The organism is Streptomyces sp. NPDC050988, from assembly GCF_044456225.1.
GTDB lineage: Bacteria > Actinomycetota > Actinomycetes > Streptomycetales > Streptomycetaceae > Streptomyces.
Window position 1 is genome coordinate 1 of record NZ_JBITFQ010000026.1, and the last position, 26350, is coordinate 26350.

Genomic DNA, 26350 nt, shown 5'->3' on the forward strand with positions numbered 1-26350 from the left:
AACGCCCGGTTACATTCCGAACCCGGAAGCTAAGCCTTACAGCGCCGATGGTACTGCAGGGGGGACCCTGTGGGAGAGTAGGACACCGCCGAACTATTATTAATAGAGCTGGTCCCTGAACTTCGGTTCAGGGACCAGCTCTTTTTTGTTGTGCGTCACTTGGAGTTCACGTTGCGCGACCAACATCCCGCACATGGGTACTGCTGCAATGCTCCGGGCCGCGGGCGTGGGAATCGGTGACGAGGTCATCGTGCCGGCGTTCGGCAACGTCGAGGTCGCCGAGGCCGTGATCCAGGCCGGTGCGATGCCGGTCTTCGCCGACATAGACCCGGCCACGTACTGCCTGGACGCCACCGAGGTGAACGCGGCCGTCGGTCCGCGGACCGTCGCTGTCGTCGCCGTGCACCGCTTCGGACGGCCCGCTGACATCGCGCGGCTCCGGGACGTCGGGCAGCGGCACGGGCTGCTCGTGCTGGAGCAGGGCGAGTCCGAGGCGCCGTACGACGAGATCGAGGAGCGCAGGGCGCATGCGGCGTTCCTGGACGGGCGGTTGAGGGGCGTGCGGACGCCGATGCGCGGCATCGGACACACGTACCAGCAGTACGTCGTGCGGGTGCCGGGGAACGGACGGCCGGACCGGGACGCCTTCGCGCGGGCCGTGCGGGCCAAAGGAGTCGAGTGCCGGGTGCCGGTGAAGACGCCCGTGCACCGGATGCCCGTCTTCCGGCGGGACGTCTGCCTGCCGGAGACCGAGCGGGCCGCCGACGAGACGCTGGCTCTGCCTGTTGACGCGTCGTTGTCGAAGCGGGAGATGCAGCGGATGGTGTCCGCGTGCAATGCGCTCGGTGGGCTCCTGCAGCCCGCCTTCTAGGCGGTTGAACAGGGTTGGGAGCACGCCGCCGTTCGGGGTATGATCTATTTCGTTGCCGCGAGGGAGACCTCGAAAAGTAACTGGCCCCCCTAGCTCAGTCGGCAGAGCGTCTCCATGGTAAGGAGAAGGTCAACGGTTCGATTCCGTTGGGGGGCTCCGACAAAAAGGCCTCCGCCCTTGTGGGCGGGGGCCTTTCGTGTGTCCGGGACCGGTTCCTTCGGGCCGGGTTCAGTCGTTCTGGAGGCCGGGAACGCGCATCGCGAGAATGGCCATGTCGTCCGACGGGGCGTCCGACGCGAAGCGTTCCACCGCGCGCATGATGCGAGCGGCCACTGCTCCGGCCGTGAGGCCTGTGCAGGTGGTGAGGACGTCGATGAGGCCGTCGTCGCCCAACATGCGCGTGCCCTCGCGGCGTTCGGTGACGCCGTCCGTCACGCACAGCAGGACGTCGCCCGGGTCGAGCGTGATCGTCTGCTCGTACAGCTCCAGGTCCTCCATCACGCCGAGGAGCGGCTGGGGTTCGGCGGCCGGTTCGACCGTGCCGTCCTGGCGGAGGCGCAGGGGGAGCGGGTGGCCGGCACAGACGACCTTGAGGAGCGCCGAGCCGTCCTCCTGGGGCCACAACTCCCCGTACAGGAGCGTCAGGAAGCGGCTGCGGGCGCCCTCGTCGAGGATCGCGGAGTTCAGGCGCTCCAGGACCGCCGGGCCGCCGAAGCCCTCGCGGGCGAGCAGCCGCAGCGCGTGTCGGGCGAGGCCGGTGACCGCGGCCGCCTCCGGGCCCGTACCGCAGACGTCTCCGATGGCGAAGCCGTAGGCGCCGTCGCGGATGGGGAAGAGGTCGTAGAAGTCGCCGCCGACTTCGTTGCCCTCGCCCGCCGCGCGGTAGATGACCTCGACCTCCACGCCGTCGATCTGGGGGAGTTCCGGGGGCAGGAGGCTGCGCTGGAGGGACTGGCTGATGGCCGTGCGCTCCGAGTACAGGCGGGCGTTGTCGAGGGCCAGGGCGGCCCTGCGGCTCAAGTCCTCGGCGAGTTCAAGGATTTCCTGGCGGAAGTGTTCGTCCGACGGCTTGCCGAGCGTCAGCATGCCGATGACGCGGTTGCGGGCCACCAGGGGGAGTACGACCGTCTCGCCGCCGACCGCAGCGGCCGTCTGCAGCGTCGTACCGATGCCGGAGCTCACGGTGGCGGGCTCGCCGAGGCCGAGGCTGCGCATGGAGGTGCGCAGGGCCGCCTGGTGGGCCGCCTCCGCGGGAGCGGCCCAGACGCGGGCGCCCGGGGTCGGGACGGGGTCCGGAGGGGCGATCTTCGACAGGAGGGCCTTGAGGCCGTCGATGCGGTCCTCGTCCTCGTGCAGGACGTACGAAAGATACGGATCCGATGCCTGGTCGGCGATCGTGTAGACGGCGCACCAGGTGGCCAGGGTCGGGACCGTCATCTGGGCCATCAGAGCCAGTGTCTGGTCGCGGTCCAGCGTGCCCGCGAGGAGGTCCGAGGCCTCGACGAGGAAGGACAGGGATCCGCGGCGCAGGCGCTCCAGTTCGCCCAGGCGCGCCGACTCCACGGCGAGCGCGATGCGGTCGGCGGCGAACTGGAGGCGCAGGGCCTCCTCGTTCGAATACCGCCCCTGGGCCTCGGCCGCGACGCCGAGTGAACCGGTGAGGCGGCCCTCGACCTTGAGGGGGACCGTGACGACCGAGCGCATGCCCGTGCCGCTGAGGAGCGGTACGGCGCCCGGAACGACCGTCAGGTCCTCGTGTACGGCGGGCATACGGGCCGAGCCGTAGCGGCCGGGGCCCGCTTCCACGGGGACGCGGGCGAAGCGCTGGCGGGCGGAGGGGAGGCCGGTGGAGGCGCGGACCTCCAACTCCGTTTCGTCGTCGGTCGCCAGGAGGAGGAAGGCGGAGTCGCCGTCGAGCATGTCGCGGGCGCGCTCCACCGTGCGCTGGAGGAGGCCGTCCAGGTCGTCGGGGGCCGGCGAGCCGATGAAGACCTCGAAGGGGTCCGACGCCTGACCCTCCGAACTGGTGGTCGTGTCGGAGGCGTTGACGCGCAGCGGGGTCTGCAGGACGGCGCGTTCGTGGTCGCGTACGAGAAGGCACACCGTCGAGGGTTCGCCGCCGGTGTCCCGGACGCGCAGATGCGACGCGTAGACGGGTGTCACACGGCCGTTGGCGGCGCGGAGGCCGTAGCTGCCCTCCCAGCGGGAGAGTTGGAGCGCCTCGACGATGCCGGTGCTGGTGCCGGGCGTGTGCGGCCAGGCCGCGAGGTCGGTGAGGGGCTTGCCGATGACCTGCTCGGCCGCGTACCCGAACAGTTCCTCCGCGTCCTCGTTCCAGGCGTTGATGGCGCCGGTGCGGTCGATCTGGATGACCGCCACGCGGACGCGGCCGTCGGCGAGCGGGAGGAGGTTGGCCGGGAGGGCGGGGCCGGCTGTGCGGGTGCCCACCGACCGTTCCGGCAGTTCCAGCTGGAACCAGACCTGCTTGTGCGTGGGCGTGTACTCGACGCCCCAGCGGCCGGCCAGGGCGGCGCAGAGCTGCAGGCCACGGCCGCCCTCGCGGTCGGGGCTGCCCATGTTGATGGCGGTCGCCTGGAGTGGAATCTCACGTTCCGGGTAGCGGTCCCCCACCTCGATCCGTACGCCCTCGTCGCTGCGCAGGCACAGGACGTCGGCGGACGTGCCCGCGTGCACCACGGCATTGGTGACAAGCTCGCTGGTGAGGACCACGGCGTCGTCGACGATGTCGGCGAAGCCCCAACCCTGGAGGGTGTCACGGACGAAGGACCGGGCGGTCGCGACGGACCGCCCGACAGGATCGAAGCTGGCGGCCGCGCGCGCGGTGATCACAGAACTCCTTGTCCGGTTGTCGGAGGGCAGCGCTGCGTGGCCGACCCGCTCCTGCCGGGGCAGGGGCTGGTTCTCCGTCGGCCGGGGATCCTGGGGTGGCCCCCCAGGATGCAGTTCGGTGGTCATGGTGCGGTGCCCCTCCGATGCCTGCCCGCTCGTGCTCGTGCCACCGCCCAGGCCGGAAGGACCGGCGTGGCTGGACAGCCGCATGCAAGGTTACTTACCTTCGCCGTCCATGCGGATGCCGGTCACCACTGTTTCCACTCCGGAGCGTGTGTGCGGACCATGTGCGAAGCTGCCGAACTGTTATGGCCTGGTTCAGCCATGGTGAAACACTGGGCAAGCTTCAAGGGAAGGTCCGGGCAGGCAGAGTGCCTTCCAGTACGCCGAGCAGTAGTACCCGAGTACGCCGAGCAGTAAATGGTCGACCCTTGCGGGAGGGACACAGTGGAGTCTGGCGCAGCGACGCGGGGCACTAAAACGCGCGCGAAAGGCGGACAGTCCCTGAGTAACCAGCGCAAACCACGCAATGGCACCACCGACGTGGACACGGCTGCCCTGAACAGGCTGCTGGCGGCCCTGGTGTCGATGCGGGACGGCAACTTCCGTAAGCGGCTCACGGTCTCGGGCGATGGCGTGATGTCCGAGATCGCGGCGGTTTTCAATGAAGTGGCCGACCGGAATCTGCATCTGACGGGCGAGCTGGCGCGCGTGCGGCGCATGGTCGGCCGCGAGGGCAAGTTGACGGAGCGGCTGGAGTCGGGCGCTTGCGAGGGCTCCTGGGCCACCGCGATCGACAACTCCAACGCGCTGGTCGACGACCTCGTACGGCCCGTCTCCGAGGTCGGACGGGTGCTGTCCGCCGTGGCGGAGGGCGATCTGTCGCCGCGCATGGAGCTGCGGGCGCAGGCCGCGGACGGGAACGGGCATCCGCTGCGCGGGGAGTTCCTGAAGGTCGGGCGCACGGTAAACAACCTGGTCGACCAGCTGTCGACGTTCACCGACGAGGTCACGCGTGTGGCCAGCGAGGTGGGCACCGAGGGCAAGCTGGGCGGGCAGGCGCGGGTGCGCGGTATGTCCGGTTCGTGGAAGGACCTCACGGATTCGGTCAACACCATGGCGTACCGGCTGACGGCTCAGGTGCGGGACATCGCGCTGGTGACCACAGCGGTCGCCAAGGGTGACTTGTCCCGGAAGGTCACGGTTCACGTGGCCGGCGAGATGCTGGAACTCAAGAACACCGTCAACACGATGGTGGATCAGCTGTCCTCTTTCTCCTCCGAGGTGACGCGAGTCGCGCGTGAGGTGGGCACCGAGGGCGAGCTCGGCGGCCAGGCGCAGGTGCCTGGTGTGGCGGGTGTGTGGAAGGACCTCACCGATTCGGTGAATCTTATGGCCGGCAATCTGACCGCGCAGGTGCGCGGGATTGCCCAGGTGACGACGGCGGTGGCCAACGGCGACCTGTCGCAGAAGGTGACCGTGTCGGCGCGCGGCGAGGTCGCGCAGCTCGCCGAGACGATCAACCAGATGACCGAGACGCTGCGTACGTTCGCGGACGAGGTCACCCGCGTGGCCAACGAGGTCGGCGGCGAGGGGCGGCTCGGCGGGCAGGCGAACGTGCCGGGTGCGGCGGGAACGTGGAAGGACCTCACCGATTCGGTGAACACGGTCTTCCGGAACCTCACCACTCAGGTGCGGGACATCGCCGCGGTGACGACGGCGGTGGCCAACGGTGACCTGTCGCAGAAGGTCAGCGTCGAGGTCGCCGGCGAGATGCTGGAGCTGAAGAACACCGTCAACACGATGGTCGACCAGCTGTCGAGCTTCGGTGCCGAGGTGACCCGCGTGGCGCGGGAGGTCGGTGTCGAGGGTGAGCTGGGCGGTCAGGCGGCGGTGCCGGGCGCGGCCGGTACGTGGAAGGACCTCACGGACTCCGTCAACACGGCGTTCCGGAATCTCACCGGACAGGTGAGGAACATCGCGCAGGTGACGACGGCGGTGGCCAACGGCGATCTGTCGCAGAAGGTCACCGTGGACGTCTCCGGTGAGATGCTCGCGCTGAAGAACACCGTGAACACGATGGTGGACCAGCTGTCGTCCTTCGCCGACCAGGTGACGCGGATGGCGCGTGACGTGGGCACGGAGGGCCGGCTGGGCGGCCAGGCGCGCGTGGACGGTGTGTCCGGCACGTGGAAGGACCTCACCGACTCCGTCAACTTCATGGCGGGCAACCTCACCTCCCAGGTGCGGCAGATCGCGCAGGTGACGACGGCGGTGGCCCGGGGTGACCTGTCGCAGAAGATCGAGGTCGACGCGCGCGGCGAGATCCTGGAGCTCAAGAACACCATCAACACGATGGTCGACCAGCTCAGCGCCTTCGCCGAGCAGGTCACCAGGGTGGCCCGCGAGGTGGGCACCGACGGCCGGCTGGGCGGTCAGGCGCAGGTGCCCGGCGTCGCCGGTGTCTGGCGCGACCTGACCGACTCCGTGAACGGCATGGCCGGCAACCTCACCGCCCAGGTGCGCAACATCGCGCAGGTCGCGACGGCGGTGGCCCGCGGTGACCTGTCGCAGAAGATCGACGTGGACGCGCGCGGCGAGATCCTGGAGCTGAAGAACACCCTCAACACGATGGTGGACCAGCTCTCGAACTTCGCCGAGCAGGTCACGCGGGTGGCCCGCGAGGTGGGCACGGAGGGCATCCTCGGCGGACAGGCCGAGGTGCAGGGTGTCTCCGGCACCTGGAAGGACCTCACCCAGTCCGTGAACTTCATGGCGAACAACCTGACGATCCAGGTGCGCAACATCGCCGAGGTCACGACCGCGGTCGCCAAGGGCGACCTGTCGAAGAAGATCACCGTCGACGCGAAGGGCGAGATCCTCGAACTCGTCAGCACCGTCAACACGATGGTCGACCAGCTGTCGTCGTTCGCCGAGCAGGTGACCCGGGTGGCCCGCGAGGTGGGTACCGAAGGCATCCTGGGCGGTCAGGCGTACGCGTCGGGCGTCACGGGCATCTGGAAGGACCTCACCGACAACGTCAACCTGATGGCCAACAACCTGACCGTGCAGGTGCGGAACATTTCCCAAGTCGCGTCCGCGGTCGCCAACGGCGACCTCACCCGGACGGTGACGATCGAGGCGCGCGGCGAGGTCGCGCAGCTCGCCGACACCTTCAACACCATGGTGAAGACGCTGAGTTCGTTCGCCGACCAGGTCACCAAGGTGGCCCGCGAGGTGGGCACGGACGGCATCCTCGGCGGCCAGGCGCGCGTACCGGGCGTGTCCGGTACGTGGAAGGACCTCACCGAGTCCGTGAACGGCATGGCGTCCAACCTGACCGGCCAGGTGCGCAACATCGCGATGGTCACCACGGCCATCGCCAAGGGCGACCTGACCAAGAAGATCGACATCGACGCGCGCGGCGAGATCCTGGAGCTGAAGACCACCATCAACACGATGGTCGACCAGCTGTCGTCGTTCGCCGAGGAGGTCACCCGAGTCGCCCGCGAGGTGGGCACGGAAGGCCAGTTGGGCGGCCAGGCGCGCGTCCGCGACGTCGACGGCACCTGGCGCGACCTCACCGAGTCGGTGAACGAGATGGCCGGGAACCTCACCCGGCAGGTGCGTGCCATCGCGCGCGTGGCCACCGCGGTGACCCGTGGCGACCTCAACCTGAAGATCGACGTGGACGCCTCCGGCGAGATCCAGGAACTTCAGGACTACATCAACAAGATGATCGCCAACCTCCGTGACACCACCATCGCCAACAAGGAGCAGGACTGGCTGAAGGGCAACCTCGCCCGGATCTCCGGTCTGATGCAGGGCCGGCGCGACCTCGCCGACGTGGCCTCGCTGATCATGAGCGAGCTGACTCCGGTGGTCTCGGCGCAGCACGGCGCGTTCTTCCTGGCGATGCCGCTGGACGATGGCAAGGACGTGGGCGCCGCGCACGACGACTCGTACGAACTGCGCATGCTCGGGTCGTACGGGTACTCCATGGGCTCCATGCCGACGTCGTTCAGGCCCGGGGAGACGTTGATCGGGACGGCCGCCAAGGAGAAGCGGACGATTCTCGTGGAGAACGTGCCGCCGGGGTATCTGAAGATCGCGTCCGGGCTCGGGGAGGCGCCTCCCGCGCATGTCATCGTGCTGCCGGTGCTCTTCGAAGGCACCGTGCTCGGTGTGATCGAGCTGGCGTCGTTCCACTCGTTCACGCACATCCAGAAGGACTTCCTCAGCCAGATCGCCGAAATGATCGCGACGAGCGTCAACACGATCGCGGTCAACACGAAGACCGAGGTACTGCTCAAGCAGTCGCAGGAGTTGACGGAGCAGCTGCGGGAGCGGTCGGCCGAGCTGGAGAACCGGCAGAAGGCCCTCCAGGCGTCCAACGCCGAGCTGGAGGAGAAGGCCGAACTGCTGGCCCAGCAGAACCGCGACATCGAGGTCAAGAACACCGAGATCGAGGAGGCGCGGCAGGTCCTGGAGGAGCGCGCCGAGCAACTCGCGGTCTCCATGCGCTACAAGAGCGAGTTCCTCGCCAACATGTCGCACGAGCTGCGTACGCCGCTCAACTCGCTGCTGATCCTGGCCAAGCTGCTCGCCGACAACGCGGACTCCAACCTCACCCCGAAGCAGGTCGAGTTCGCCGAGACGATCCACGGCGCGGGTTCCGACCTGCTCCAGCTGATCAACGACATCCTCGACCTGTCGAAGGTCGAGGCGGGCAAGATGGATGTGTCGCCGACCCGTATCGCGCTGGTCCAACTCGTCGACTACGTAGAGGCCACTTTCCGTCCGCTGACGGCGGAGAAGGGCCTCGATTTCTCCGTACGGGTGTCGCCGGAGCTGCCGGCCACGCTGCACACGGACGAGCAGCGGCTCCTCCAGGTGCTGCGCAACCTGCTCTCCAACGCGGTGAAGTTCACCGACTCCGGAGCGGTCGAACTGGTCATCCGGCCCGCGGGCGCGGAGGTGCCGGTCGCCATCCGGGAACAGCTCCTGGAGGCGGGTTCACTGCGGGACGCGGACGCCGATCTGATCGCGTTCTCCGTGGCGGACACGGGAATCGGGATCGCGGCCAGCAAGATGCGGGTGATCTTCGAGGCGTTCAAGCAGGCGGACGGCACGACGAGCCGCAAGTACGGCGGTACGGGACTGGGGTTGTCCATCTCCCGGGAGATCGCGCGACTGCTGGGCGGTGAGATCCACGCGCAGAGCGAGCCGGGACGCGGCTCGACGTTCACGCTGTATTTGCCGCTGCACCCGAGCGAACTGCCTCCCCAGGGTTATCCGCAGCTCGGTACGCCCATGGAGAACGGGGCGCTTCCGGCGGGTTCGGACGGCGAGAACGGGGGCCATGTGGAGACCCCCGCAGAGGTCAAGTCGTACCAGGAGACACAGAACGGGGCCGCCGCGCTCTTCAGGCGGCGTCGCAGGGCGATGCCCTCGGCCCAGCAGCGGCCCGCCCTTCCGGGGCCGCAGACGCAGGCCCGGGATTCCTGGACTGTTGGGGGCGAGGAGACGTCCGTGCACTCGCGCGCCGTCATCCGCTTCGAGGGCGAGAAGGTGCTGATCGTCGACGACGACATCCGCAACGTGTTCGCGCTCACCAGCGTCCTGGAGCAGCACGGACTGTCGGTGCTGTACGCCGAGAACGGCCGCGAGGGCATCGAAGTGCTGGAACAGCACGACGATGTGACGGTCGTCCTGATGGACATCATGATGCCCGAGATGGACGGATACGCGACCACGACGGCGATCCGCCGGATGCCCCAGTTCGCCGGGCTGCCGATCATCGCGCTCACCGCGAAGGCGATGAAGGGCGACCGGGAGAAGGCGATCGAGTCGGGTGCTTCCGACTACGTGACGAAGCCGGTCGATCCCGATCATCTTCTCGCGGTCATGCAGCAGTGGATGCAGGGACAGTGACAGGGTGGCAGGAGTGATCGGGCGGCCGGGAACGGCCGTGTGGCCAGGGGCGCTCGGGTGGTGGCCCGGGCGCGCCGGGCTGTTGACTGAGTGTGCCCGAGACGGTGTAGAAACCCGGGATTCGGGGAACCTTCTGGTCTCCCGCTACGTTTCTGCTACGTGCACAGTGACATCGCGGTGACAGGGTGTGGCGACAGGCGGGGTGCGGCTACCATGACCGGCACAAGGACGGGCGACGCAAGGGAGTCGTCCCCTGGGGCGGCGCCCGGTGCACTGCCGGGACGAGGAGGGCGGGCCATGGTGCAGAAGGCCAAGATCCTCCTGGTCGATGACCGGCCGGAGAATCTGCTGGCGCTGGAGGCGATCCTCTCCGCGCTCGATCAGACACTGGTTCGGGCATCTTCCGGGGAGGAAGCGCTCAAAGCACTGCTCACGGACGACTTCGCGGTCATTCTGCTGGACGTCCAGATGCCGGGCATGGACGGTTTCGAAACCGCCGCGCACATCAAGAGGCGAGAACGGACCCGGGACATCCCGATCATCTTCCTCACGGCGATCAACCACGGCCCGCACCACACCTTCCGGGGATACGCGGCGGGTGCGGTGGACTACATCTCGAAGCCGTTCGACCCGTGGGTGCTGCGCGCGAAGGTCTCGGTCTTCGTAGAGCTCTACATGAAGAACTGCCAACTCCGGGAGCAGGCAGCGCTGCTGCGGCTCCAGCTCGAAGGCGGTGGCGGCAAGGCGGCGGTCGGCGACACCAAGGAGCCGGCGGGGCTGCTCGCCGAACTCTCCGCGCGGCTCGCGGCTGTCGAGGAGCAGGCCGAGGCCCTCTCCAAACAGCTCGACGACGACTCGGCGGACGCGGCCGCGGTGGCCACCGCGGCCCATCTCGAACGCAAACTCACGGGGTTGCGGCGGGCGCTGGACGCGTTGGAGCCGGGGACGGGGAGTGGGGCGGCTTCTTCGCTGCCCTCGCAGAACTGAGTCGCGTTGGCCAGACTGAGTCGCATTGGCTTGGGGCCGGTGTGTCGCTCACGGCCCGAGCACCCGTCGGTGGGGGCTGGGCGCGCAGTTCCCCGCGCCCCCTACGGGGCGCGGGTGAGGGCAACGTCGTTGTGCACAGCCAGGATTGGTGTTGAGGCGGCGTCACTTCGGCGCCCTGTGTGGGCGACACGAACGGGTGAAGCAGTAGGCACACGTGTCCGCAGTGGTCTCCACCGGTAACCTCACACTCATGGCCCCACGTCAGTCCGCAGCCAAGAAGGCGCCCGCGAAGAAGGCGGCCGCACCGAGGAAGGCTGCGGCGAAGAAGGCCCCTGCGAAGAAAGCCCCGGCGAAAAAGGCGCCCGCGAAGAAGGCCGCGGCCAAGAAGGCCGCGCCTCCGAAGCCGGCGCCCAACCCGACCGGGGGCGTGTACAAGCTGGTGCGCGCCCTGTGGCTGGGGGTCGCGCACGCCGTCGGCGCCGTGTTCCGCGGCATAGGGCGGGGCGCGAAGGGGCTCGACCCGGCGCATCGAAAGGACGGTCTCGCGCTGCTGCTGCTCGGGCTGGCACTGATTGTCGCCGCCGGGACCTGGTCCAACCTCCGTGGTCCGGTTGGTGACCTCGTCGAGATGCTGGTGACCGGTGCCTTCGGCCGCCTCGACCTGCTCGTGCCGATACTGCTCGGGGTCATCGCCGCGCGCCTCATCCGGCATCCCGAGAAGCCCGAGGCCAACGGCCGCATCGTGATCGGTCTTTCCGCGCTCGTCATCGGTGTGCTCGGCCAGGTCCACATCGCCTGCGGGGCGCCCGCGCGCAGCGACGGCATGCAGGCGATAAGGGACGCGGGCGGACTCATCGGCTGGGGTGCGGCGACACCGCTGACGTACACGATGGGTGAGGTTCTCGCCGTACCGCTTCTTGCGCTGGTCACGGTCTTCGGGCTGCTGGTGGTCACCGCGACACCGGTCAACGCCATTCCGCAGCGGCTGCGCATGCTGGGCGCCCGGCTCGGCCTCGTACACCCTCGTGAGACGGACGACGGGTTCGGCGAGGACGACGAGCGCTACGACGACCAGTGGCGCGAGGCGTTGCCGGCGAGCCCCCGGCGGCGCCGGGCGGCGCCCGAGGAGTACGACCCGGACAGTGCCGAGCAGGAGGCGCTCTCCGCGCGCCGGAGCCGCCGTCGGCGGCCCGCCGTGCAGCAGCCCGCGCTGGACCGGCCCATGGACGCCGTGGACGTGGCTGCTGCCGCCGCGGCGGCGCTCGACGGTGCCGTGATGCACGGGATGCCTCCCAGCGCGCTGGTGGCCGATCTGACGCAGGGCGTCGGTGCGGACCGCGGGGACCGTCAGGACACCGGCGGACAGGACACGGGCGGTCGCGGGGAGCCGACGCCGGTGCCCGCCGCGCGCGCCAAGGGGGCCAAGGGCGCCAGGCCCAAGCAGGAGATGCTCAAGGCCGAGGTCGCCGACCTGACCAAGCCCGCGCCCGAGACGGCGCGCGATCTGCCTCCGCGCGCCGAGCAGCTGCAGCTCTCCGGCGACATCACCTACTCCCTGCCGTCGCTCGACCTCCTGGAGCGCGGCGGCCCGGGCAAGACGCGCAGCGCCGCCAACGACGCCGTGGTCGCCTCGCTGACGAACGTCTTCATGGAGTTCAAGGTCGACGCCGCCGTCACCGGCTTCACCCGTGGCCCGACGGTCACGCGGTACGAGGTCGAGCTCGGCCCCGCGGTGAAGGTCGAGCGGATCACGGCGCTCGCCAAGAACATCGCGTACGCCGTCGCCAGCCCGGACGTGCGGATCATCAGCCCGATCCCCGGCAAGTCGGCGGTCGGCATCGAGATCCCCAACACCGACCGCGAGATGGTCAACCTGGGCGATGTGCTGCGCCTCGCGGACGCGGCCGAGGACGACCACCCGATGCTCGTCGCGCTCGGCAAGGACGTCGAGGGCGGCTATGTGATGGCCAACCTCGCGAAGATGCCGCACGTCCTGGTCGCCGGAGCCACGGGTTCCGGTAAATCGTCGTGCATTAACTGCCTGATTACGTCAATCATGGTCCGCGCGACTCCCGAGGACGTGCGGATGGTCCTCGTCGACCCCAAGCGCGTCGAGCTGACGGCGTACGAGGGCATCCCGCACCTCATCACGCCGATCATCACCAACCCGAAGCGGGCCGCCGAGGCGCTGCAGTGGGTCGTACGGGAGATGGATCTGCGGTACGACGACCTGGCGGCGTTCGGCTACCGGCACATCGACGACTTCAACCAGGCCATCCGCGACGGCAAGCTCAAGACGCCGGAAGGCAGCGAGCGGGAGCTCAAGACCTATCCGTATCTGCTGGTGATCGTCGACGAGCTCGCCGACCTGATGATGGTCGCGCCACGGGACGTCGAGGACTCGATCGTGCGTATCACGCAGCTCGCGCGCGCGGCGGGCATCCACCTGGTGCTCGCCACGCAGCGGCCGTCCGTGGACGTCGTCACCGGTCTGATCAAGGCGAACGTGCCCTCGCGGCTCGCCTTCGCCACGTCGTCGCTCGCGGACTCGCGGGTCATCCTCGACCAGCCCGGCGCCGAGAAGCTGATCGGCAAGGGCGACGGGCTCTTCCTGCCGATGGGGGCGAACAAGCCGACCCGTATGCAGGGCGCCTTCGTCACCGAGGAAGAGGTCGCCGTCGTCGTCCAGCACTGCAAGGACCAGATGGCGCCGGTCTTCCGGGACGACGTCACCGTGGGCACCAAGCAGAAGAAGGAGATCGACGAGGACATCGGCGACGACCTCGACCTGCTGTGCCAGGCCGCCGAACTGGTCGTCTCCACGCAGTTCGGGTCGACCTCGATGCTCCAGCGCAAGCTGCGCGTCGGTTTCGCCAAGGCCGGCCGGCTGATGGACCTCATGGAGTCCCGCAACATCGTCGGTCCGAGCGAGGGTTCCAAGGCACGTGATGTTCTTGTGAAACCTGACGAGCTGGACGGAGTGCTCGCGGTGATCCGTGGGGAGGCTCATCCGTAGAGAAACGGGGAAGTCCGTTTCCTCTTGCGGATGGGCCTCGGCCACGTGGGTGAGCACGTCAGGGCCACGTGGGTGATTCGAACGTGACTCACCCGTAAGGGAACCGTGAGCAACCGTTTCCCTTCGTCGCACGTCAAGTTGAGGGAAGGGAAAGGCACGTGTCCCACCATCAGGATGACCGGCCGTTCTGATGGCGTACAAAGTCCCACCGCCCGGTTGCCCCACCCTTTCGCAACCCCCCTAGACTGAACCTCCAGCACAGGTGGCTACACGCTCGAAAGGCGCCCCCGTGTCCATCGGCAACTCCCCTGACGACAACTCCCCTCAGGACGAGCCTCCCATCGAAAAGGGTGATCGCCCTTCGATCGGCCGTGCTCTGCAGCAGGCGCGCATCGCGGCGGGGCTGACAGTCGACGACGTCAGTAACGCCACCCGGGTCCGCATCGCCATCGTGCACGCGATCGAACAGGACGACTTCACGCCCTGCGGCGGCGACGTGTACGCCCGCGGTCACCTCAAGACGCTGGCGCGCGCCGTCCACCTCGATCCGGCGCCGCTGCTCGCCCAGTACGACGGTGATCACGGCGGGCGGCCCGCGCCGACCCCCGCGGCACCCATGTTCGAGGCCGAGCGGATCCGTCCGGAGCGCCGGGGTCCCAACTGGACCGCCGCCATGGTCGCCGCGATCGTCGCGGTGATCGGCTTCGTCGGGTTCACGATGGTCAAGGACGACTCGGACGGCTCGAAGACGCAGGTCGCCGAGGGATCCACGCCCACCGCCAGCAAGCCCGTCAAGACCAAGCCGACCCCGACCAAGCCCGCCGACCCCAAGCCCGACCCGTCGGACAGCGCCATCGCGGCCGCGCCGCAGGACAAGGTGACCGTCCAGGTGACCGCCCCCGACGGGCGCAGCTGGATCTCCGCCAAGGACCACAACGGCCGGCTGCTCTTCGACGGCTTCCTGAAGCAGGGCGACTCCAAGACCTTCCAGGACAAGGAGAAGATCGACCTCGTCCTCGGTGACGCGGGAGCGCTCCAGCTCTACGTCAACGGCAAGAAGATCGAGGACGAGTTCCAGCCCGGTGGCGTCGAGCGCCTCACGTACACGAAGGGCGACCCCGAGGTCGGATGAGGGACCCCGAGGTCGGACAAGTGACCTCAAGGGGCATGCGGGTACGGGGTTGGCCAAGATCGGCCAACCCCGTCGACGTGGGCTGTCAGTGGGACGAAGTAGTCTTGAGCCCATGCCTGAACGCCGTACCGTCGCACTCGTCACTCTTGGCTGCGCCCGTAACGAGGTGGACTCGGAGGAGCTCGCAGGCCGCTTGGAGGCGGACGGCTGGCACCTCGTGGAGGACGCCGAGAACGCGGACGTCGCGGTCGTCAACACCTGTGGCTTCGTCGAGGCCGCCAAGAAGGACTCCGTCGACGCCCTCCTGGAGGCCAACGACCTCAAGGGCCATGGGAGAACGCAGGCCGTCGTGGCCGTCGGCTGCATGGCCGAGCGGTACGGCAAGGAGCTCGCCGAGGCCCTGCCCGAGGCCGACGGTGTGCTCGGTTTCGACGACTACGCCGACATCTCCGACCGCCTCCAGACCATCCTGAACGGCGGAATCCACGCCGCCCACACCCCTCGCGACCGGCGCAAGCTGCTGCCGATCAGCCCGGCCGAGCGGCAGAGCGCCGGCGCGGAGGTCGCCCTTCCGGGGCACGCTCCCGTCGATCTTCCGGAAGGCCTCGCTCCGGAGTCCGGTCCCCGCGCACCCCTGCGCCGCCGGCTCGACGGTTCTCCCGTCGCCTCGGTGAAGCTGGCCTCCGGCTGCGACCGGCGCTGCTCCTTCTGCGCGATCCCGTCCTTCCGCGGCTCCTTCATCTCGCGGCGGCCGTCGGACGTCCTGGGAGAGACGCGCTGGCTGGCCGAACAGGGCGTCAAGGAGGTCATGCTGGTCTCCGAGAACAACACTTCGTACGGCAAGGACCTCGGCGACATCCGCCTCCTGGAGACGCTGCTGCCCGAGCTCGCCGACGTCGACGGGATCGAGCGGGTGCGGGTCAGCTACCTCCAGCCCGCCGAGATGCGGCCCGGGCTCATCGACGTACTGACCTCGACGCCGAAGATCGCGCCCTACTTCGACCTGTCCTTCCAGCACTCGGCCCCCGGCGTGCTGCGCGCGATGCGCCGCTTCGGGAGCACCGACCAGTTCCTGCAGCTGCTCGACACGATCCGCTCCAAGGCTCCGCAGGCCGGTGTGCGGTCCAACTTCATCGTGGGCTTCCCCGGCGAGACCGCGGACGACCTGGCGGAGCTGGAGCGCTTCCTTACCGGCGCGCGGCTGGACGCCATCGGCGTCTTCGGGTATTCCGACGAGGACGGCACCGAAGCGGCGACGTACGAGAACAAGCTGGACGGGGACGTCGTCGCCGAGCGCCTCGCGCGCGTGTCCCGGCTCGCCGAGGAGCTGGTCTCCCAGCGGGCGGAGGAGCGTGTCGGGGAGACCTTGCAGGTGCTGGTGGAGTCCGTCGGCGGCGCCGGATCCGCCGCCGGTTCCGCAGGCGAGGAGGAGCCCGCGTACGGCCGTGCCGCGCACCAGGCGCCCGAGACCGACGGCCAGGTGCTGTTCACAAGCGGCGAAGGTCTCACCGTCGGCCGTATGGTCGAGGCGAAGGTGGTCGGTACGGAAGGTGTCGACCTGGTGGCCGAGCCGCTCCCGGGCTCGCTCGCATGTACAGAGGAGGCGGCCAGATGACCGGAGTCCCGGCATCCGCGGCGGGCGGCCCCGGTGCGCCCGGTACGCGCGGTGCTGCCGGCGCCTCCAGCGCTTCCGGCAAGGGAAACTCCGGAACCTCCGGTACGGGTGCCACCGGCGCCCAGGGCTCGAAGACACCGCGCGGCGCGAAGCTGAGCGCCGCGGCCGTCAACCAGGCGAGTCTGTGGAACGTCGCCAACCTCCTCACCATGCTCCGGCTCGTGCTCGTGCCGGGCTTCGTGGCGCTGATGCTGGCCGACGGCGGATACGACCCCGTGTGGCGGGCCTGGGCCTGGGCGGCCTTCGCCGTAGCCATGATCACGGACGTCTTCGACGGCCATCTGGCCCGTACGTACAACCTCGTCACCGACTTCGGGAAGATCGCCGACCCGATCGCCGACAAGGCGATCATGGGGGCGGCGCTCATCTGTCTCTCCTCGCTCGGCGATCTGCCGTGGTGGGTGACGGGCGTGATCCTCGGGCGTGAACTCGGGATCACCCTGCTGCGCTTCGTGGTGATCCGTTACGGCGTGATCCCCGCCAGCCGCGGCGGCAAGATAAAGACGCTGACGCAGGGTGTGGCCGTCGGGATGTACGTCCTGGCGCTGACGGGGCCCCTGGCGACCCTGAGGTTCTGGGTGATGGCTGCGGCGGTCGCCCTGACAGTCGTCACCGGAATCGACTATGTGAGACAGGCCATTGTGCTGCGGCGCCAGGGACTGGCCGAGCGGAAGGCCGCCGCCGAGGAGGCGGAAGCGTGACCTCCACGGCCGCCGAAGTGCTGCGACTACTCACGGTGAGGGGCGAGACGCTCGCTGTCGCCGAGTCGCTCACCGGCGGTCTGGTCGCGGCGGACCTCGCGGCGGTGCCCGGAGCCTCCAAGGCCTTCCGCGGCTCGGTGACCGCGTACGCCACCGATCTCAAGCGCGATGTACTCGGCGTCGACGCCACTCTGCTGGATCAGCGCGGAGCGGTGGATCCGCAGGTCGCGGCCCAGATGGCGGTCGGCGCCCGCAAGGTGCTCGGCGCGGACTGGGGCATCGCGACGACCGGTGTCGCCGGTCCCGAACCCCAGGACGGACAGCCCGTCGGCACGGTTTTCGTTGCCGTGGAAGGGCCGCACGGCACCTCCGGCGAAGGCGTTCTTGGCGGGAAAGTGGTGGCGTTGCGGTTGAACGGCTCCCGGACGGAAATCCGTATGGAGAGTGTACGGAGCGTGCTCGCACTGCTTCTGGAGCAGCTTGTGGGCGAACTCACTGAGAACGAGCGGGCACAGGATACGGAACAGAACGGGGGGTTTTGATGTTTGCAGCCCTGAGTGAACACGACATCGCTCCCCGCACGGCCGCGGCGCAAGGCGGTACGGTGGGGCGAGAAGGATGCGGCTACGCGGTCCGAGGAGGGAGCCACCGATGATTCTGCTCCGTCGCCTGCTTGGTGACGTGCTGCGTCGGCAGCGCCAGCGCCAGGGCCGTACTCTGCGCGAAGTCTCCTCGTCCGCCCGAGTTTCACTCGGCTATCTTTCCGAGGTGGAGCGGGGGCAGAAAGAGGCTTCCTCTGAGCTGCTTTCCGCTATCTGCGACGCGCTGGACGTACGGATGTCCGAGCTCATGCGGGAAGTGAGCGACGAGCTCGCACTCGCCGAGCTGGCCCGGTCGGCAGCGGCTACCGAGCCTGTGCCCACACCGGTGCGCCCGAGGCTCAATTCCGTATCGGTGACCGGTGTGCCGCCGGAACGGGTGACCATCAAGGCGCCTGCGGAGGCGGTCGACGTCGTCGCCGCCTGACGCTCACGGGCTCGCGCCCGCGAGCTGAGATGCGAAGAACTGTGTGAGAGCCCCGGCCGGGGCCTTCTCCCGGGAGACCTGGAGGGGGGCGGTCGGGGCTTTTGCGTGGGCGGGGGCTGAAGCCGGGTGCGTGGTGTGAGGGTGTGGCTTGATGGCGCGGCTCGGTGGTGTGGCGCGGCTCGGTGGTGTGGCGCGGCTCGGTGGTGGGGCGCGGTGGTGCGGTTCGGTGGTGCGGTTCGGTGGTGTGGTGGGTTTTGTCAGCGTTTGCCGGTAGTGGGCGGGGCGGCCATGGTGGAGGAGCGGGGGCGGAAGCCGGGGGTCGTTGCTGACCGGAGGATGTCCATGTACGTCGTGAAGAGCCCGTTGACCGATGCCGATCTGAAGACCGTGTCCGAGGCGCTGCAGGGTGCGCTGGTCGATCTGGTGGATCTGTCGCTCGTGGCGAAGCAGATTCACTGGAACGTGGTCGGACCGCGCTTCCGGTCCGTCCATCTCCAGCTCGACGAGGTCGTGGACACCGCCCGGCTGCACTCCGACACCGTGGCCGAACGTGCCTCCACGCTCGGGGTCTCGCCGGACGGACGTGCCGCGACGGTCGCGACCAGCAGCGGTATCGGGGTCACGCCGGACGGGTGGGTGAAGGACACCGACGCGGTGGGGACGCTCGTGGACGCGCTCGCGGCAGTCATCGAGCGGATGCGGCAGCGGGTCGGGGCCACGGGGGAGGCGGATCCGGTGAGTCAGGACATCTTCATCGGGATCACCGCGGATCTTGAGAAGCATCACTGGATGTTCCAGGCGGAGAACGGGTGAGGTGGCGGGCGCTCGTGGTGTGCGCCGGGCGCCCGGTTTGTATGTGTGCGCCCTGTTGATGGGTGAACGTGGCGGACTAGCGTCAGGCGTCTGGCTGGAGGTGGTGCCATGGCGGGGCGGATGGGGCGAATAGGCAAGTGGGGGCTGGCCCTCGGTGTTGGAGGGCTGTGGTGGTGGGCCGTGATGCGGCTGGCGTTCGCGCCGGACGTCGGCGTGCTGGAGGGTGCGGTCGCGGCCGGTGGGTGGGGGCTGAGTCTGCTTCCGGTGCACTGTGTGCCGAAGGGGCGTGCCGCGGGGGCGGCCGGGTCGGATCGGTGGGCGCGGCGCGTTTCGGAGGTTTGGCGGAGGTGGCGGGGGCCGCTTGTGGGGCGTGGGGGGTCTTCCTGAGACGCTGCCCGGAGGGCTCTTCAGGGCGGCTTCGGGGCGGCTTCTGTGAGGGCGTTGGGCGCGGGGGTGTGCGTCGGTGCCTCGTTACCAAGGCATTGCCACGCCCCCGTTGGGGCGGAGGATCTGGCCCGTCGTGAACGACGAGGCGTCGGAGGAGAGGTGCAGGACCGCGTGGGCGATGTCCTCCGGCTCACCGACCCGGCCCAGTGGTGACATCCGGGCCATGAACCCCTCGGTCCGCGCCTGGGCCTCGCCGTCGTGGCGGTCGGTCATGGGCGTACGGATCCATCCCGGCGCGACCGCGTTGACACGGATGCCGTGCGGGCCCATCTCCGTCGCCAGGGTCTTCGTCAGCTGGACGACGGCTGCCTTCGCCGCTCCGTAGCAGAGCAGGCCCGGCCCGCCGGTGTCGACGGCTCCCGACGCCATCGTGACAATGCTGCCCCGCGTACCTGACGCGATCATCGCGAGGGCCGCCTCCTGGCAGGCGTACAGAACGCCCTTGAAGTTGACGCCGAGTACGCGGTCGAGGTCCTCGTCGCGGGTCTCCAGGACCGGGCTGCTGTGCATGATCCCGGCGACCGCGGCCATGACGTCGAGGCGCTCGCAGGCCGCCACCGCCTCATTGAGCTGGGAGCGGTCGGTGACGTCGAGGGGGTGTGAGTGTGCGGTACCGCCCGTGTCCTTGATGAGGGCCGCTGTCTCGTCCAGGCCCTGGGTGTCGCGGTCTGCGCAGTGGATGGTGGCACCCGCCTCCGCGAGCAGCACGGCGCTGGCGCGGCCGATACCGCTTGCCGCGCCGGTGACGAATGCGGTGCGTCCGGTGAGGTCGTACGCGGTGACGGGCATGAGGGGACCGTACGAGGGTTTCTGACGGGTCGTCAATTGGTCGTGCGTCGTGGGTTGTACGTGATGGGTTGTACGGGGTGGGTTGTGCGCGGTGGGGCCGGTCAGGGGTGCGGGGAAGGGCCCGGCTGGCAGGTCGGGCACCAGTACGTGGGGCGCTCCCGGGAGCCGTCGCCCTGGTTCGCGGCGCGGATCGAGGTGCGGCAGCGCAGGCAGGGGCGGGGTGCGCGGCCGTACACGTACAGGTTCTGGTCGCGGCGGCCTGTGGTGCTGCGGGCCGGGCGGTCGCGGTTGGCTTCGAGGAGCTTTTTGGCGAGGGCAGGCAGACGGGCGGCGTGGTCGGCGGGGAGGTCGCCGATGGGCAGCCAGGGGGTCGCGCGGAGCAGGAAGCAGAGCTCGCTCTTGTAGATGTTGCCGATGCCGGCGAGGTTGCGCTGGTCGAGGAGGGCTTCACCGAGGGGGCGGGCCGGGTCGCGCAGGAGGTTCGCCAGGGCCTTGTCGGGGTCCCAGTCCGGGCCCAGGAGGTCGGGGCCGAGGTGGCCGACGGCTCGTTCCTCGTCGGTGGTGCGGAGCAGATCCAGTACGGGGAGCCGGTAGCCCACGGCCGTGCGGTCGTTGGTGCCGAGGATCACCCGGATCTGGTGGCCCGGGCCGCCGCTCCAGCGCTCGCCCGGGGCGTACACCTTCCAGGAGCCGTCCATCCGAAGATGGGAGTGCAGGGTCAGGCCGCCCTCGATACGGGTGAGCAGGTGCTTTCCGCGCGGGGTGACGTCCAGGACCGCGCGTCCGGTGAGGTCGGCCGTGGCGTACTTGGGCACCCGGAGGTCGGAGCGGGTGAGCACGTGGCCCGCGAGCGCGGTGTGCAGGCGCCGGGCGGTCTGCCAGACGGTGTCTCCTTCGGGCATGGGGTCCAGGGTGGCACGGGGCGGGCGGGGTGTCTTGTGTGGCAGGGAAGGCCGGGGGGGGAGGGGCCGGGCGGCGAGGGGAGCGGGTGGGATAGGGCCGGTGGTGACGGGTGGGGACGGGGCCGGTGGTGACGGGTCGGCGTTGGGCGGGCGGCCTTACGCCGCAGGCGGCTTACGCGCGGAGGCGCAGCCCTCGTGGGGTCGCGTGGAAACCGGCTCCTTCCAGGAGGGTGCCGAAGGCGGATGTCAGTGCGGAGGCTCCGTTGACCCGCTCCACCGTGACCGTGCCGAGGGATCCCGCGCGGGCGGCCGCGGCGAGTGCTTCGGCGGCTGTGCGCAGGCGCGGGTCGTGGAGGGGCGAGTCGTCGGTAGGCGAACTGTCGGAGGGCGAGCCGTCGAGGGTGGACGGCCAGGCCAGGAGCGTCTTGCCGCCTCGCTCCATGTAGAGAGTCAGCTCGCCGTCCACCAGGACAACCAGGGAGCCCGCCTTGCGGCCCGGTTTGTGACCGGCACCTGTGGGGGGCTCGGGCCAGGGGAGGGCCGCTCCGTAGGCGTTCGCGGGGTCGGCGGCGGCCAGCACGATGGCGCGGTTGCCGTTGCCCGCGCGGGCACGGGAGGCGGGGCCTCCCGGGAAGGCCTGCGGGGCCGTACGGGGCGTGTCGGCGAAGGGGGTTGGATATCGATGATCGGAGCCCGGTGTCGGGGTGCCGGGGAAGGACGGTCCGGAACCGTCGCGCAAGGAGTACGGGTCGTTGTCCGACCGGAGAGCGTCGGAGGCGGGGAAGCCCACGTCGCCCATGTCGTCGAAGGGATCCGGGTGTTCGGTGGGACCGTCGGTGTGGCCCGGTGTGCGTGCGACCGGGCGGCCGCCGGGCAGGGGCATGCCCGGGAACCCGGGCTCGGGCAGGGCCTCACCCCGCTCGCGGGCGTTGGCCGCCGCGCGCAGTCGGTCCACCGCGCCGTCCATCGCGAACTGGGCGGCGCCGAGCCCCTCCACCACATAGCCGCGGCGGGCCTGGCCGCTCTCCTCGAAGGCGGACAGGACGCGGTAGACGGCGGAGAAGCCGCCCTCCACGCCCTCCGCCGCCACCGCGCCCCGGGTGACCACGCCGTGTCGGTCGAGCAGGGTACGGGCCAGGGCATGGGCGCGGACCGTGGCGTCGGGTTCGAGGGCGGGGAGCAGCGACCAGCGGCCCGCGACCGTCGGCGGGCCCGTCCGGGACTGGGGGCGTGCGGCGGCCGTCAGGCCTCCGTACCGGCCGCGGGGCACTGTGCGTTTCGCGCGGTGCGCGGTGGAACCCGCGGTGCGGCCCGAGCCGAGGAGAGAGCGCATCGGGCCGAGCGTGTCGTTCGTCAGACGGCCCGACCAGGCCAGGTCCCAGATGGCGTCGGCGAGTTGGGGATCGGTGGCATCGGGGTGCGTGGTGGCGCGGATCTGGTCGGTGATCTGGCGGAAGAAGAGGCCGTAGCCCCCGGAGAGGGCGTCCAGGACCGACTGGTGGAGCGCGGTCAGCTCCAGGGGATGCGGGGGTGGCAGGAGGAGGGGAGCGGTGTCCGCCAGGTAGACGGACACCCAGCCGTCCTTGCCGGGCAGTGCGCCCGCTCCGGCCCAGACGACCTCTCCGGCGGCGGTCAGTTCGTCGAGCATCGCGGGGGCGTAGTGCGCGACGCGGGACGGCAGGACGAGCTTCTCCAGCGCCGATGCGGGCACCGAAGCGCCCTGCAACTGCTCGATGGCGCGCACGAGTCCGTCGATGCCGCGCAGGCCGTGCCCACTGCCGAGGTGCTGCCACTGCGGCAGGAACTGTGCCAGAGCCGCGGGCGGCACCGGCTCCAGCTCATGGCGCAGCGCGGCCAGCGAACGGCGCCGCAGCCGGCGCAGCACCGCCGCGTCGCACCACTCCTGGCCGATCCCCGCCGGGTGGAACTCGCCTTGTACGACGCGACCGGCCGCGGCGAGCCTCTGCAGCGCCCCTTCGGTGACGGCCGGACCCAGGCCGAAGCGGCCCGCCGCCGCGGTCGAGGTGAACGGGCCGTGCGTGCGCGCGTACCGGGCGAGGAGGTCGCCGAGCGGGTCCTTGACCGGTTCGGTGAAGGCCTCCGGGACGCCGACCGGCAGTGCCGTGCCGAGCGCGTCGCGCAGTCGGCCCGCGTCCTCGATCGCCGCCCAGTGGTCGGCCCCGCCGATCCGGACCCGGATGGCGCGGCGGGCCGAAGCCAGATCCCGGGCCCACTCCGGTTCGGCGCCGCGCTCGGCCAGTTCGGCGCCGGTGAGCGGGCCGAGCATCCGCAGAAGGTCCGCGACGCCTTCGGCGTCCTTGGTGCGGCGGTCCTCCGTGAGCCACTGGAGCTCCCTCTCCAGCTCCGTCAGGACATCGGCGTCCAGGAGTTCGCGCAACTCCGCCTGGCCGAGGAGTTCGGCGAGCAGACGCGAGTCCAGCGACAGGGCCGCGGCACGCCGCTCGGCGAGCGGGGAGTCTCCCTCGTACAGGAACTGGGCGACGTAGCCGAACAGCAGTGACCGGGCGAAGGGGGACGGTTCCGGTGTCGTGACCTCGACGAGCCGCACCTTGCGGGACTCCAGGTCGCCCATCAGTTCCGTGAGACCCGGTACGTCGAAGACGTCCTGGAGGCATTCGCGGACGGCTTCCAGAACGATGGGGAAGGAGCCGTACTCGCCGGCCACCTGGAGCAGTTGGGCGGCGCGCTGGCGCTGCTGCCACAGGGGAGTGCGCTTGCCGGGGCTGCGGCGCGGCAGGAGGAGGGCGCGGGCGGCGCATTCGCGGAAGCGGGACGCGAACAGGGCGGAGCCGCCGACCTGGTCGGTGACGATCTGATTGACCTCGCCCTTGTCGAACGCGACGTCCGCCGCGCCCACGGGGGCCTGCTCCGAGTCGTACTCCGTACCCAGCTTGGCGGGTTCCTGGTCGAGCAGGTCCAGGCCCATCAGGTCGGCGTCCGGGAGGCGCAGGACGATGCCGTCGTCGGCGTGCATGACCTGGGCGTCCATGCCGTACCGCTCGGAGAGGCGGGCGCCGAGCGCGAGGGCCCACGGGGCGTGGACCTGGGCGCCGAAGGGCGAGTGCACGACGACCCGCCAGTCGCCCAGCTCGTCACGGAAACGCTCGACGACGATGGTGCGGTCGTCCGGGATGTGGCCGCAGGCCTCACGCTGTTCGGCCAGGTAGGACAGGACGTTGTCGGCGGCCCAGGCGTCCAGGCCCGCCGCGAGGAGGCGGAGACGGGCGTCGTCCTTGGGCAGCGATCCGACCTCGCGCAGGAACGCGCCCACCGCGCGGCCGAGTTCGAGCGGACGCCCGAGCTGGTCGCCCTTCCAGAACGGCAGCCTGCCCGGCACGCCGGGGGCCGGGGACACCAGGACGCGGTCGCGCGTGATGTCCTCGATGCGCCAGGAGCTGGTGCCGAGCGTGAAGACATCCCCCACGCGGGACTCGTAGACCATCTCCTCGTCGAGCTCGCCGACCCGGCCGCCGCCCTTCTTGGGGTCGGCGCCGGCGAGGAAGACCCCGAAGAGACCGCGGTCGGGGATGGTGCCGCCGGAGGTGACGGCGAGGCGCTGGGCGCCGGGGCGGCCCGTGACCGTACCGGCGACGCGGTCCCACACCACACGCGGCCGCAACTCGGCGAAGGCGTCGGAGGGGTAGCGGCCCGCGAGCATGTCGAGCACCGCCGTGAACGCCGACTCCGGAAGTGACGCGAAGGGGGCCGCGCGGCGGACCGTGGTGAGCAGGTCGTCGACCTGCCAGGTGTCGAGCGCGGTCATGGCGACGAGCTGCTGTGCCAGCACGTCCAGGGGGTTGGCGGGGATACGGAGGGACTCGATGGAGCCGGTGCGCATCCGTTCGGTGACCACGGCCGCCTGGACGAGGTCGCCTCGGTACTTCGGAAAGACCACGCCTGTGGAGATCGCCCCGACCTGGTGGCCCGCACGGCCCACGCGCTGGAGGCCGGACGCCACGGACGGGGGTGACTCGACCTGGACGACGAGGTCCACCGCGCCCATGTCGATGCCCAGCTCCAGGCTGGACGTGGCGACCACCGCGGGCAGGCGGCCCGCCTTCAGGTCCTCCTCGACGAGGGCGCGCTGCTCCTTGGAGACCGAGCCGTGGTGGGCACGGGCGATGACCGGCGGGGCACCCTGGGCCGCGCCCGAGCCGCCCATCAGCTCGGCCGGCGCGTGGTGCTCCTCCAGCGGCTCGCCCGTCGCCCTCTCGTACGCGATCTCGTTGAGCCGGTTGCAGAGGCGCTCCGCCAGGCGGCGGGAGTTGGCAAAGACGATCGTCGAGCGGTGGGACTGGACCAGGTCGGCGATCCTCTCCTCGACGTGCGGCCAGATCGAGGGGCGCTCGGCTCCCGTGTCGGAGTCCGCCACGGGGGAGCCGCCCAGCTCGCCCAGGTCCTCGACGGGCACGACTACGGAGAGGTCGAATTCCTTGCCGGACGGGGGCTGGACGATCTCGACCTTGCGGTGGGGGGAGAGGTAGCGGGCGACCTCGTCCACCGGGCGGACGGTGGCGGAGAGGCCGATCCGGCGGGCCGGCTTCGGGAGCAGCTCGTCCAGGCGCTCCAGGGTGAGGGCGAGGTGGGCGCCGCGCTTCGTGCCCGCGACCGCGTGCACCTCGTCCAGGATCACCGTCTCGATGCCCGTCAGCGCGTCGCGCGTGGCCGACGTGAGCATCAGGAACAGCGACTCCGGGGTCGTGATCAGGATGTCCGGCGGGCGGGTGGACAGTGCGCGGCGCTCGGCCGGCGGGGTGTCGCCGGAGCGGATGCCGACCTTCACCTCGGGCTCGGGCAGGCCCAGGCGGACCGCCTCCTGCCGGATGCCGGTCAGCGGGCTGCGCAGGTTTCGCTCCACGTCGACCGCGAGGGCCTTGAGCGGTGATACGTACAGGACTCTGCAGCGCTTCTTCGGGTCGGCCGGGGGTGGGGTCGAGGCCAGCTGGTCCAGGGCCGCGAGGAACGCGGCCAGGGTCTTGCCCGAGCCGGTGGGGGCCACGACCAGCACGTCCGAGCCCTCGCCGATGGCTTGCCACGCTCCGGCCTGGGCCGCGGTGGGCGCGTCGAAGGCACCCGTGAACCATGCACGGGTTGCTTGCGAGAAGCCGCTCAGGGCTCGGTGTGCGGAGCTGACCATGCGTCCATCCTGCACCCGGGCACTGACAACGGGGCTGACCTGCGTCGGG

14 protein-coding genes, 1 tRNA gene and 1 rRNA gene are annotated in these 26350 nt (G+C 70.1%); 12 read left to right on the forward strand and 4 right to left on the reverse strand.

All coding sequences use genetic code 11. From position 1 onward, the window contains the following. The 3 genes from rrf to ACIBEI_RS36890 form a co-directional block, all read left to right on the forward strand. Positions 1-94 (forward strand): 5S ribosomal RNA (gene rrf / locus ACIBEI_RS36880); the annotation flags it as partial. A gap of 114 nt (positions 95-208) precedes the next feature. Continuing rightward, complete coding sequence (locus ACIBEI_RS36885) at positions 209-871, forward strand: DegT/DnrJ/EryC1/StrS family aminotransferase (RefSeq protein ID WP_398894990.1); 663 nt, start codon at positions 209-211, stop codon at positions 869-871. Positions 872-954: 83 nt separating this feature from the next. Beyond that, positions 955-1027: transfer RNA gene (locus ACIBEI_RS36890), tRNA-Thr, on the forward strand. A gap of 72 nt (positions 1028-1099) precedes the next feature. Here ACIBEI_RS36890 and ACIBEI_RS36895 read toward each other — a convergent pair. After that, positions 1100-3847, reverse strand: coding sequence for a SpoIIE family protein phosphatase (locus ACIBEI_RS36895; protein ID WP_398894858.1), 2748 nt, complete (start codon positions 3845-3847; stop codon positions 1100-1102). A gap of 321 nt (positions 3848-4168) precedes the next feature. On the opposite strand from ACIBEI_RS36895, the gene ACIBEI_RS36900 reads away from it, so the two are divergent. The 9 genes from ACIBEI_RS36900 (at position 4169) to ACIBEI_RS36940 (ending at position 19005) form a co-directional block, all read left to right on the forward strand. Beyond that, entirely contained in the window at positions 4169-9655 is a 5487-nt protein-coding gene (locus ACIBEI_RS36900; RefSeq protein ID WP_398894860.1) for a HAMP domain-containing protein, read from the forward strand. A gap of 297 nt (positions 9656-9952) precedes the next feature. Next, positions 9953-10642: a two-component system response regulator gene (locus ACIBEI_RS36905; RefSeq protein WP_200395535.1), complete on the forward strand. Its 690-nt coding sequence runs from the start codon at positions 9953-9955 to the stop codon at positions 10640-10642. A gap of 250 nt (positions 10643-10892) precedes the next feature. Further along, positions 10893-13658: a DNA translocase FtsK gene (locus ACIBEI_RS36910; protein ID WP_398894861.1), complete on the forward strand. Its 2766-nt coding sequence runs from the start codon at positions 10893-10895 to the stop codon at positions 13656-13658. A gap of 289 nt (positions 13659-13947) precedes the next feature. Beyond that, positions 13948-14790 carry a helix-turn-helix domain-containing protein gene (locus ACIBEI_RS36915; RefSeq protein WP_398894862.1) on the forward strand — a complete coding sequence of 281 codons (843 nt, stop codon included), beginning with the start codon at positions 13948-13950 and terminating at the stop codon, positions 14788-14790. A 112-nt stretch (positions 14791-14902) separates the two neighbouring features. Beyond that, complete coding sequence (rimO, locus tag ACIBEI_RS36920) at positions 14903-16405, forward strand: 30S ribosomal protein S12 methylthiotransferase RimO (RefSeq protein WP_398894864.1); 1503 nt, start codon at positions 14903-14905, stop codon at positions 16403-16405. Next, positions 16402-17166: a CDP-diacylglycerol--glycerol-3-phosphate 3-phosphatidyltransferase gene (gene pgsA, locus ACIBEI_RS36925; RefSeq protein ID WP_398894866.1), complete on the forward strand. Its 765-nt coding sequence runs from the start codon at positions 16402-16404 to the stop codon at positions 17164-17166. The genes rimO and pgsA overlap by 4 nt, the downstream gene beginning before the upstream one ends. Beyond that, the gene (locus ACIBEI_RS36930; protein WP_398894868.1) at positions 17163-17708 is read left to right on the forward strand and encodes a CinA family protein; all 546 of its coding nucleotides are present in this window, start codon (positions 17163-17165) and stop codon (positions 17706-17708) included. Before pgsA ends, ACIBEI_RS36930 begins: the two co-directional genes overlap by 4 nt. A 109-nt stretch (positions 17709-17817) precedes the next feature. Next, on the forward strand, positions 17818-18192 hold the full coding sequence (locus tag ACIBEI_RS36935) for a helix-turn-helix domain-containing protein (RefSeq protein WP_055509692.1): 375 nt from the start codon (positions 17818-17820) through the stop codon (positions 18190-18192). A 342-nt stretch (positions 18193-18534) separates the two neighbouring features. Beyond that, positions 18535-19005, forward strand: coding sequence for a Dps family protein (locus ACIBEI_RS36940; RefSeq protein ID WP_398894870.1), 471 nt, complete (start codon positions 18535-18537; stop codon positions 19003-19005). Between the two features lie 471 nt (positions 19006-19476). On the opposite strand, the gene ACIBEI_RS36945 is transcribed toward ACIBEI_RS36940, so the two are convergent. From ACIBEI_RS36945 to ACIBEI_RS36955, 3 genes are all read right to left on the reverse strand, one after another. After that, the gene (locus ACIBEI_RS36945) at positions 19477-20241 is read right to left on the reverse strand and encodes an SDR family NAD(P)-dependent oxidoreductase (protein WP_398894872.1); all 765 of its coding nucleotides are present in this window, start codon (positions 20239-20241) and stop codon (positions 19477-19479) included. 101 nt (positions 20242-20342) lie between these two features. Then, the gene (locus tag ACIBEI_RS36950) at positions 20343-21143 is read right to left on the reverse strand and encodes an Fpg/Nei family DNA glycosylase (protein ID WP_398894874.1); all 801 of its coding nucleotides are present in this window, start codon (positions 21141-21143) and stop codon (positions 20343-20345) included. 172 nt (positions 21144-21315) lie between these two features. Then, positions 21316-26301 (reverse strand): ATP-dependent helicase, encoded by a 4986-nt coding sequence (locus ACIBEI_RS36955; RefSeq protein ID WP_398894875.1) that lies wholly within the window; start codon positions 26299-26301, stop codon positions 21316-21318. Positions 26302-26350: the final 49 nt, after the last annotated feature.

Bases quoted from the DNA above. Each gene is read 5' to 3' on its own strand.
- ACIBEI_RS36885 (WP_398894990.1), top strand. From the start codon at position 209: ATGCTCCGGGCCGCGGGCGTGGGAATCGGTGACGAGGTCATCGTGCCG.
- ACIBEI_RS36895 (WP_398894858.1), bottom strand. From the start codon at position 3,847: ATGACCACCGAACTGCATCCTGGGGGGCCACCCCAGGATCCCCGGCCG.
- ACIBEI_RS36905 (WP_200395535.1), top strand. From the start codon at position 9,953: ATGGTGCAGAAGGCCAAGATCCTCCTGGTCGATGACCGGCCGGAGAAT.
- ACIBEI_RS36910 (WP_398894861.1), top strand. From the start codon at position 10,893: ATGGCCCCACGTCAGTCCGCAGCCAAGAAGGCGCCCGCGAAGAAGGCG.
- rimO (WP_398894864.1), top strand. From the start codon at position 14,903: ATGCCTGAACGCCGTACCGTCGCACTCGTCACTCTTGGCTGCGCCCGT.
- pgsA (WP_398894866.1), top strand. From the start codon at position 16,402: ATGACCGGAGTCCCGGCATCCGCGGCGGGCGGCCCCGGTGCGCCCGGT.
- ACIBEI_RS36935 (WP_055509692.1), top strand. From the start codon at position 17,818: ATGATTCTGCTCCGTCGCCTGCTTGGTGACGTGCTGCGTCGGCAGCGC.
- ACIBEI_RS36940 (WP_398894870.1), top strand. From the start codon at position 18,535: ATGTACGTCGTGAAGAGCCCGTTGACCGATGCCGATCTGAAGACCGTG.
- ACIBEI_RS36945 (WP_398894872.1), bottom strand. From the start codon at position 20,241: ATGCCCGTCACCGCGTACGACCTCACCGGACGCACCGCATTCGTCACC.
- ACIBEI_RS36950 (WP_398894874.1), bottom strand. From the start codon at position 21,143: ATGCCCGAAGGAGACACCGTCTGGCAGACCGCCCGGCGCCTGCACACC.
- ACIBEI_RS36955 (WP_398894875.1), bottom strand. From the start codon at position 26,301: ATGGTCAGCTCCGCACACCGAGCCCTGAGCGGCTTCTCGCAAGCAACC.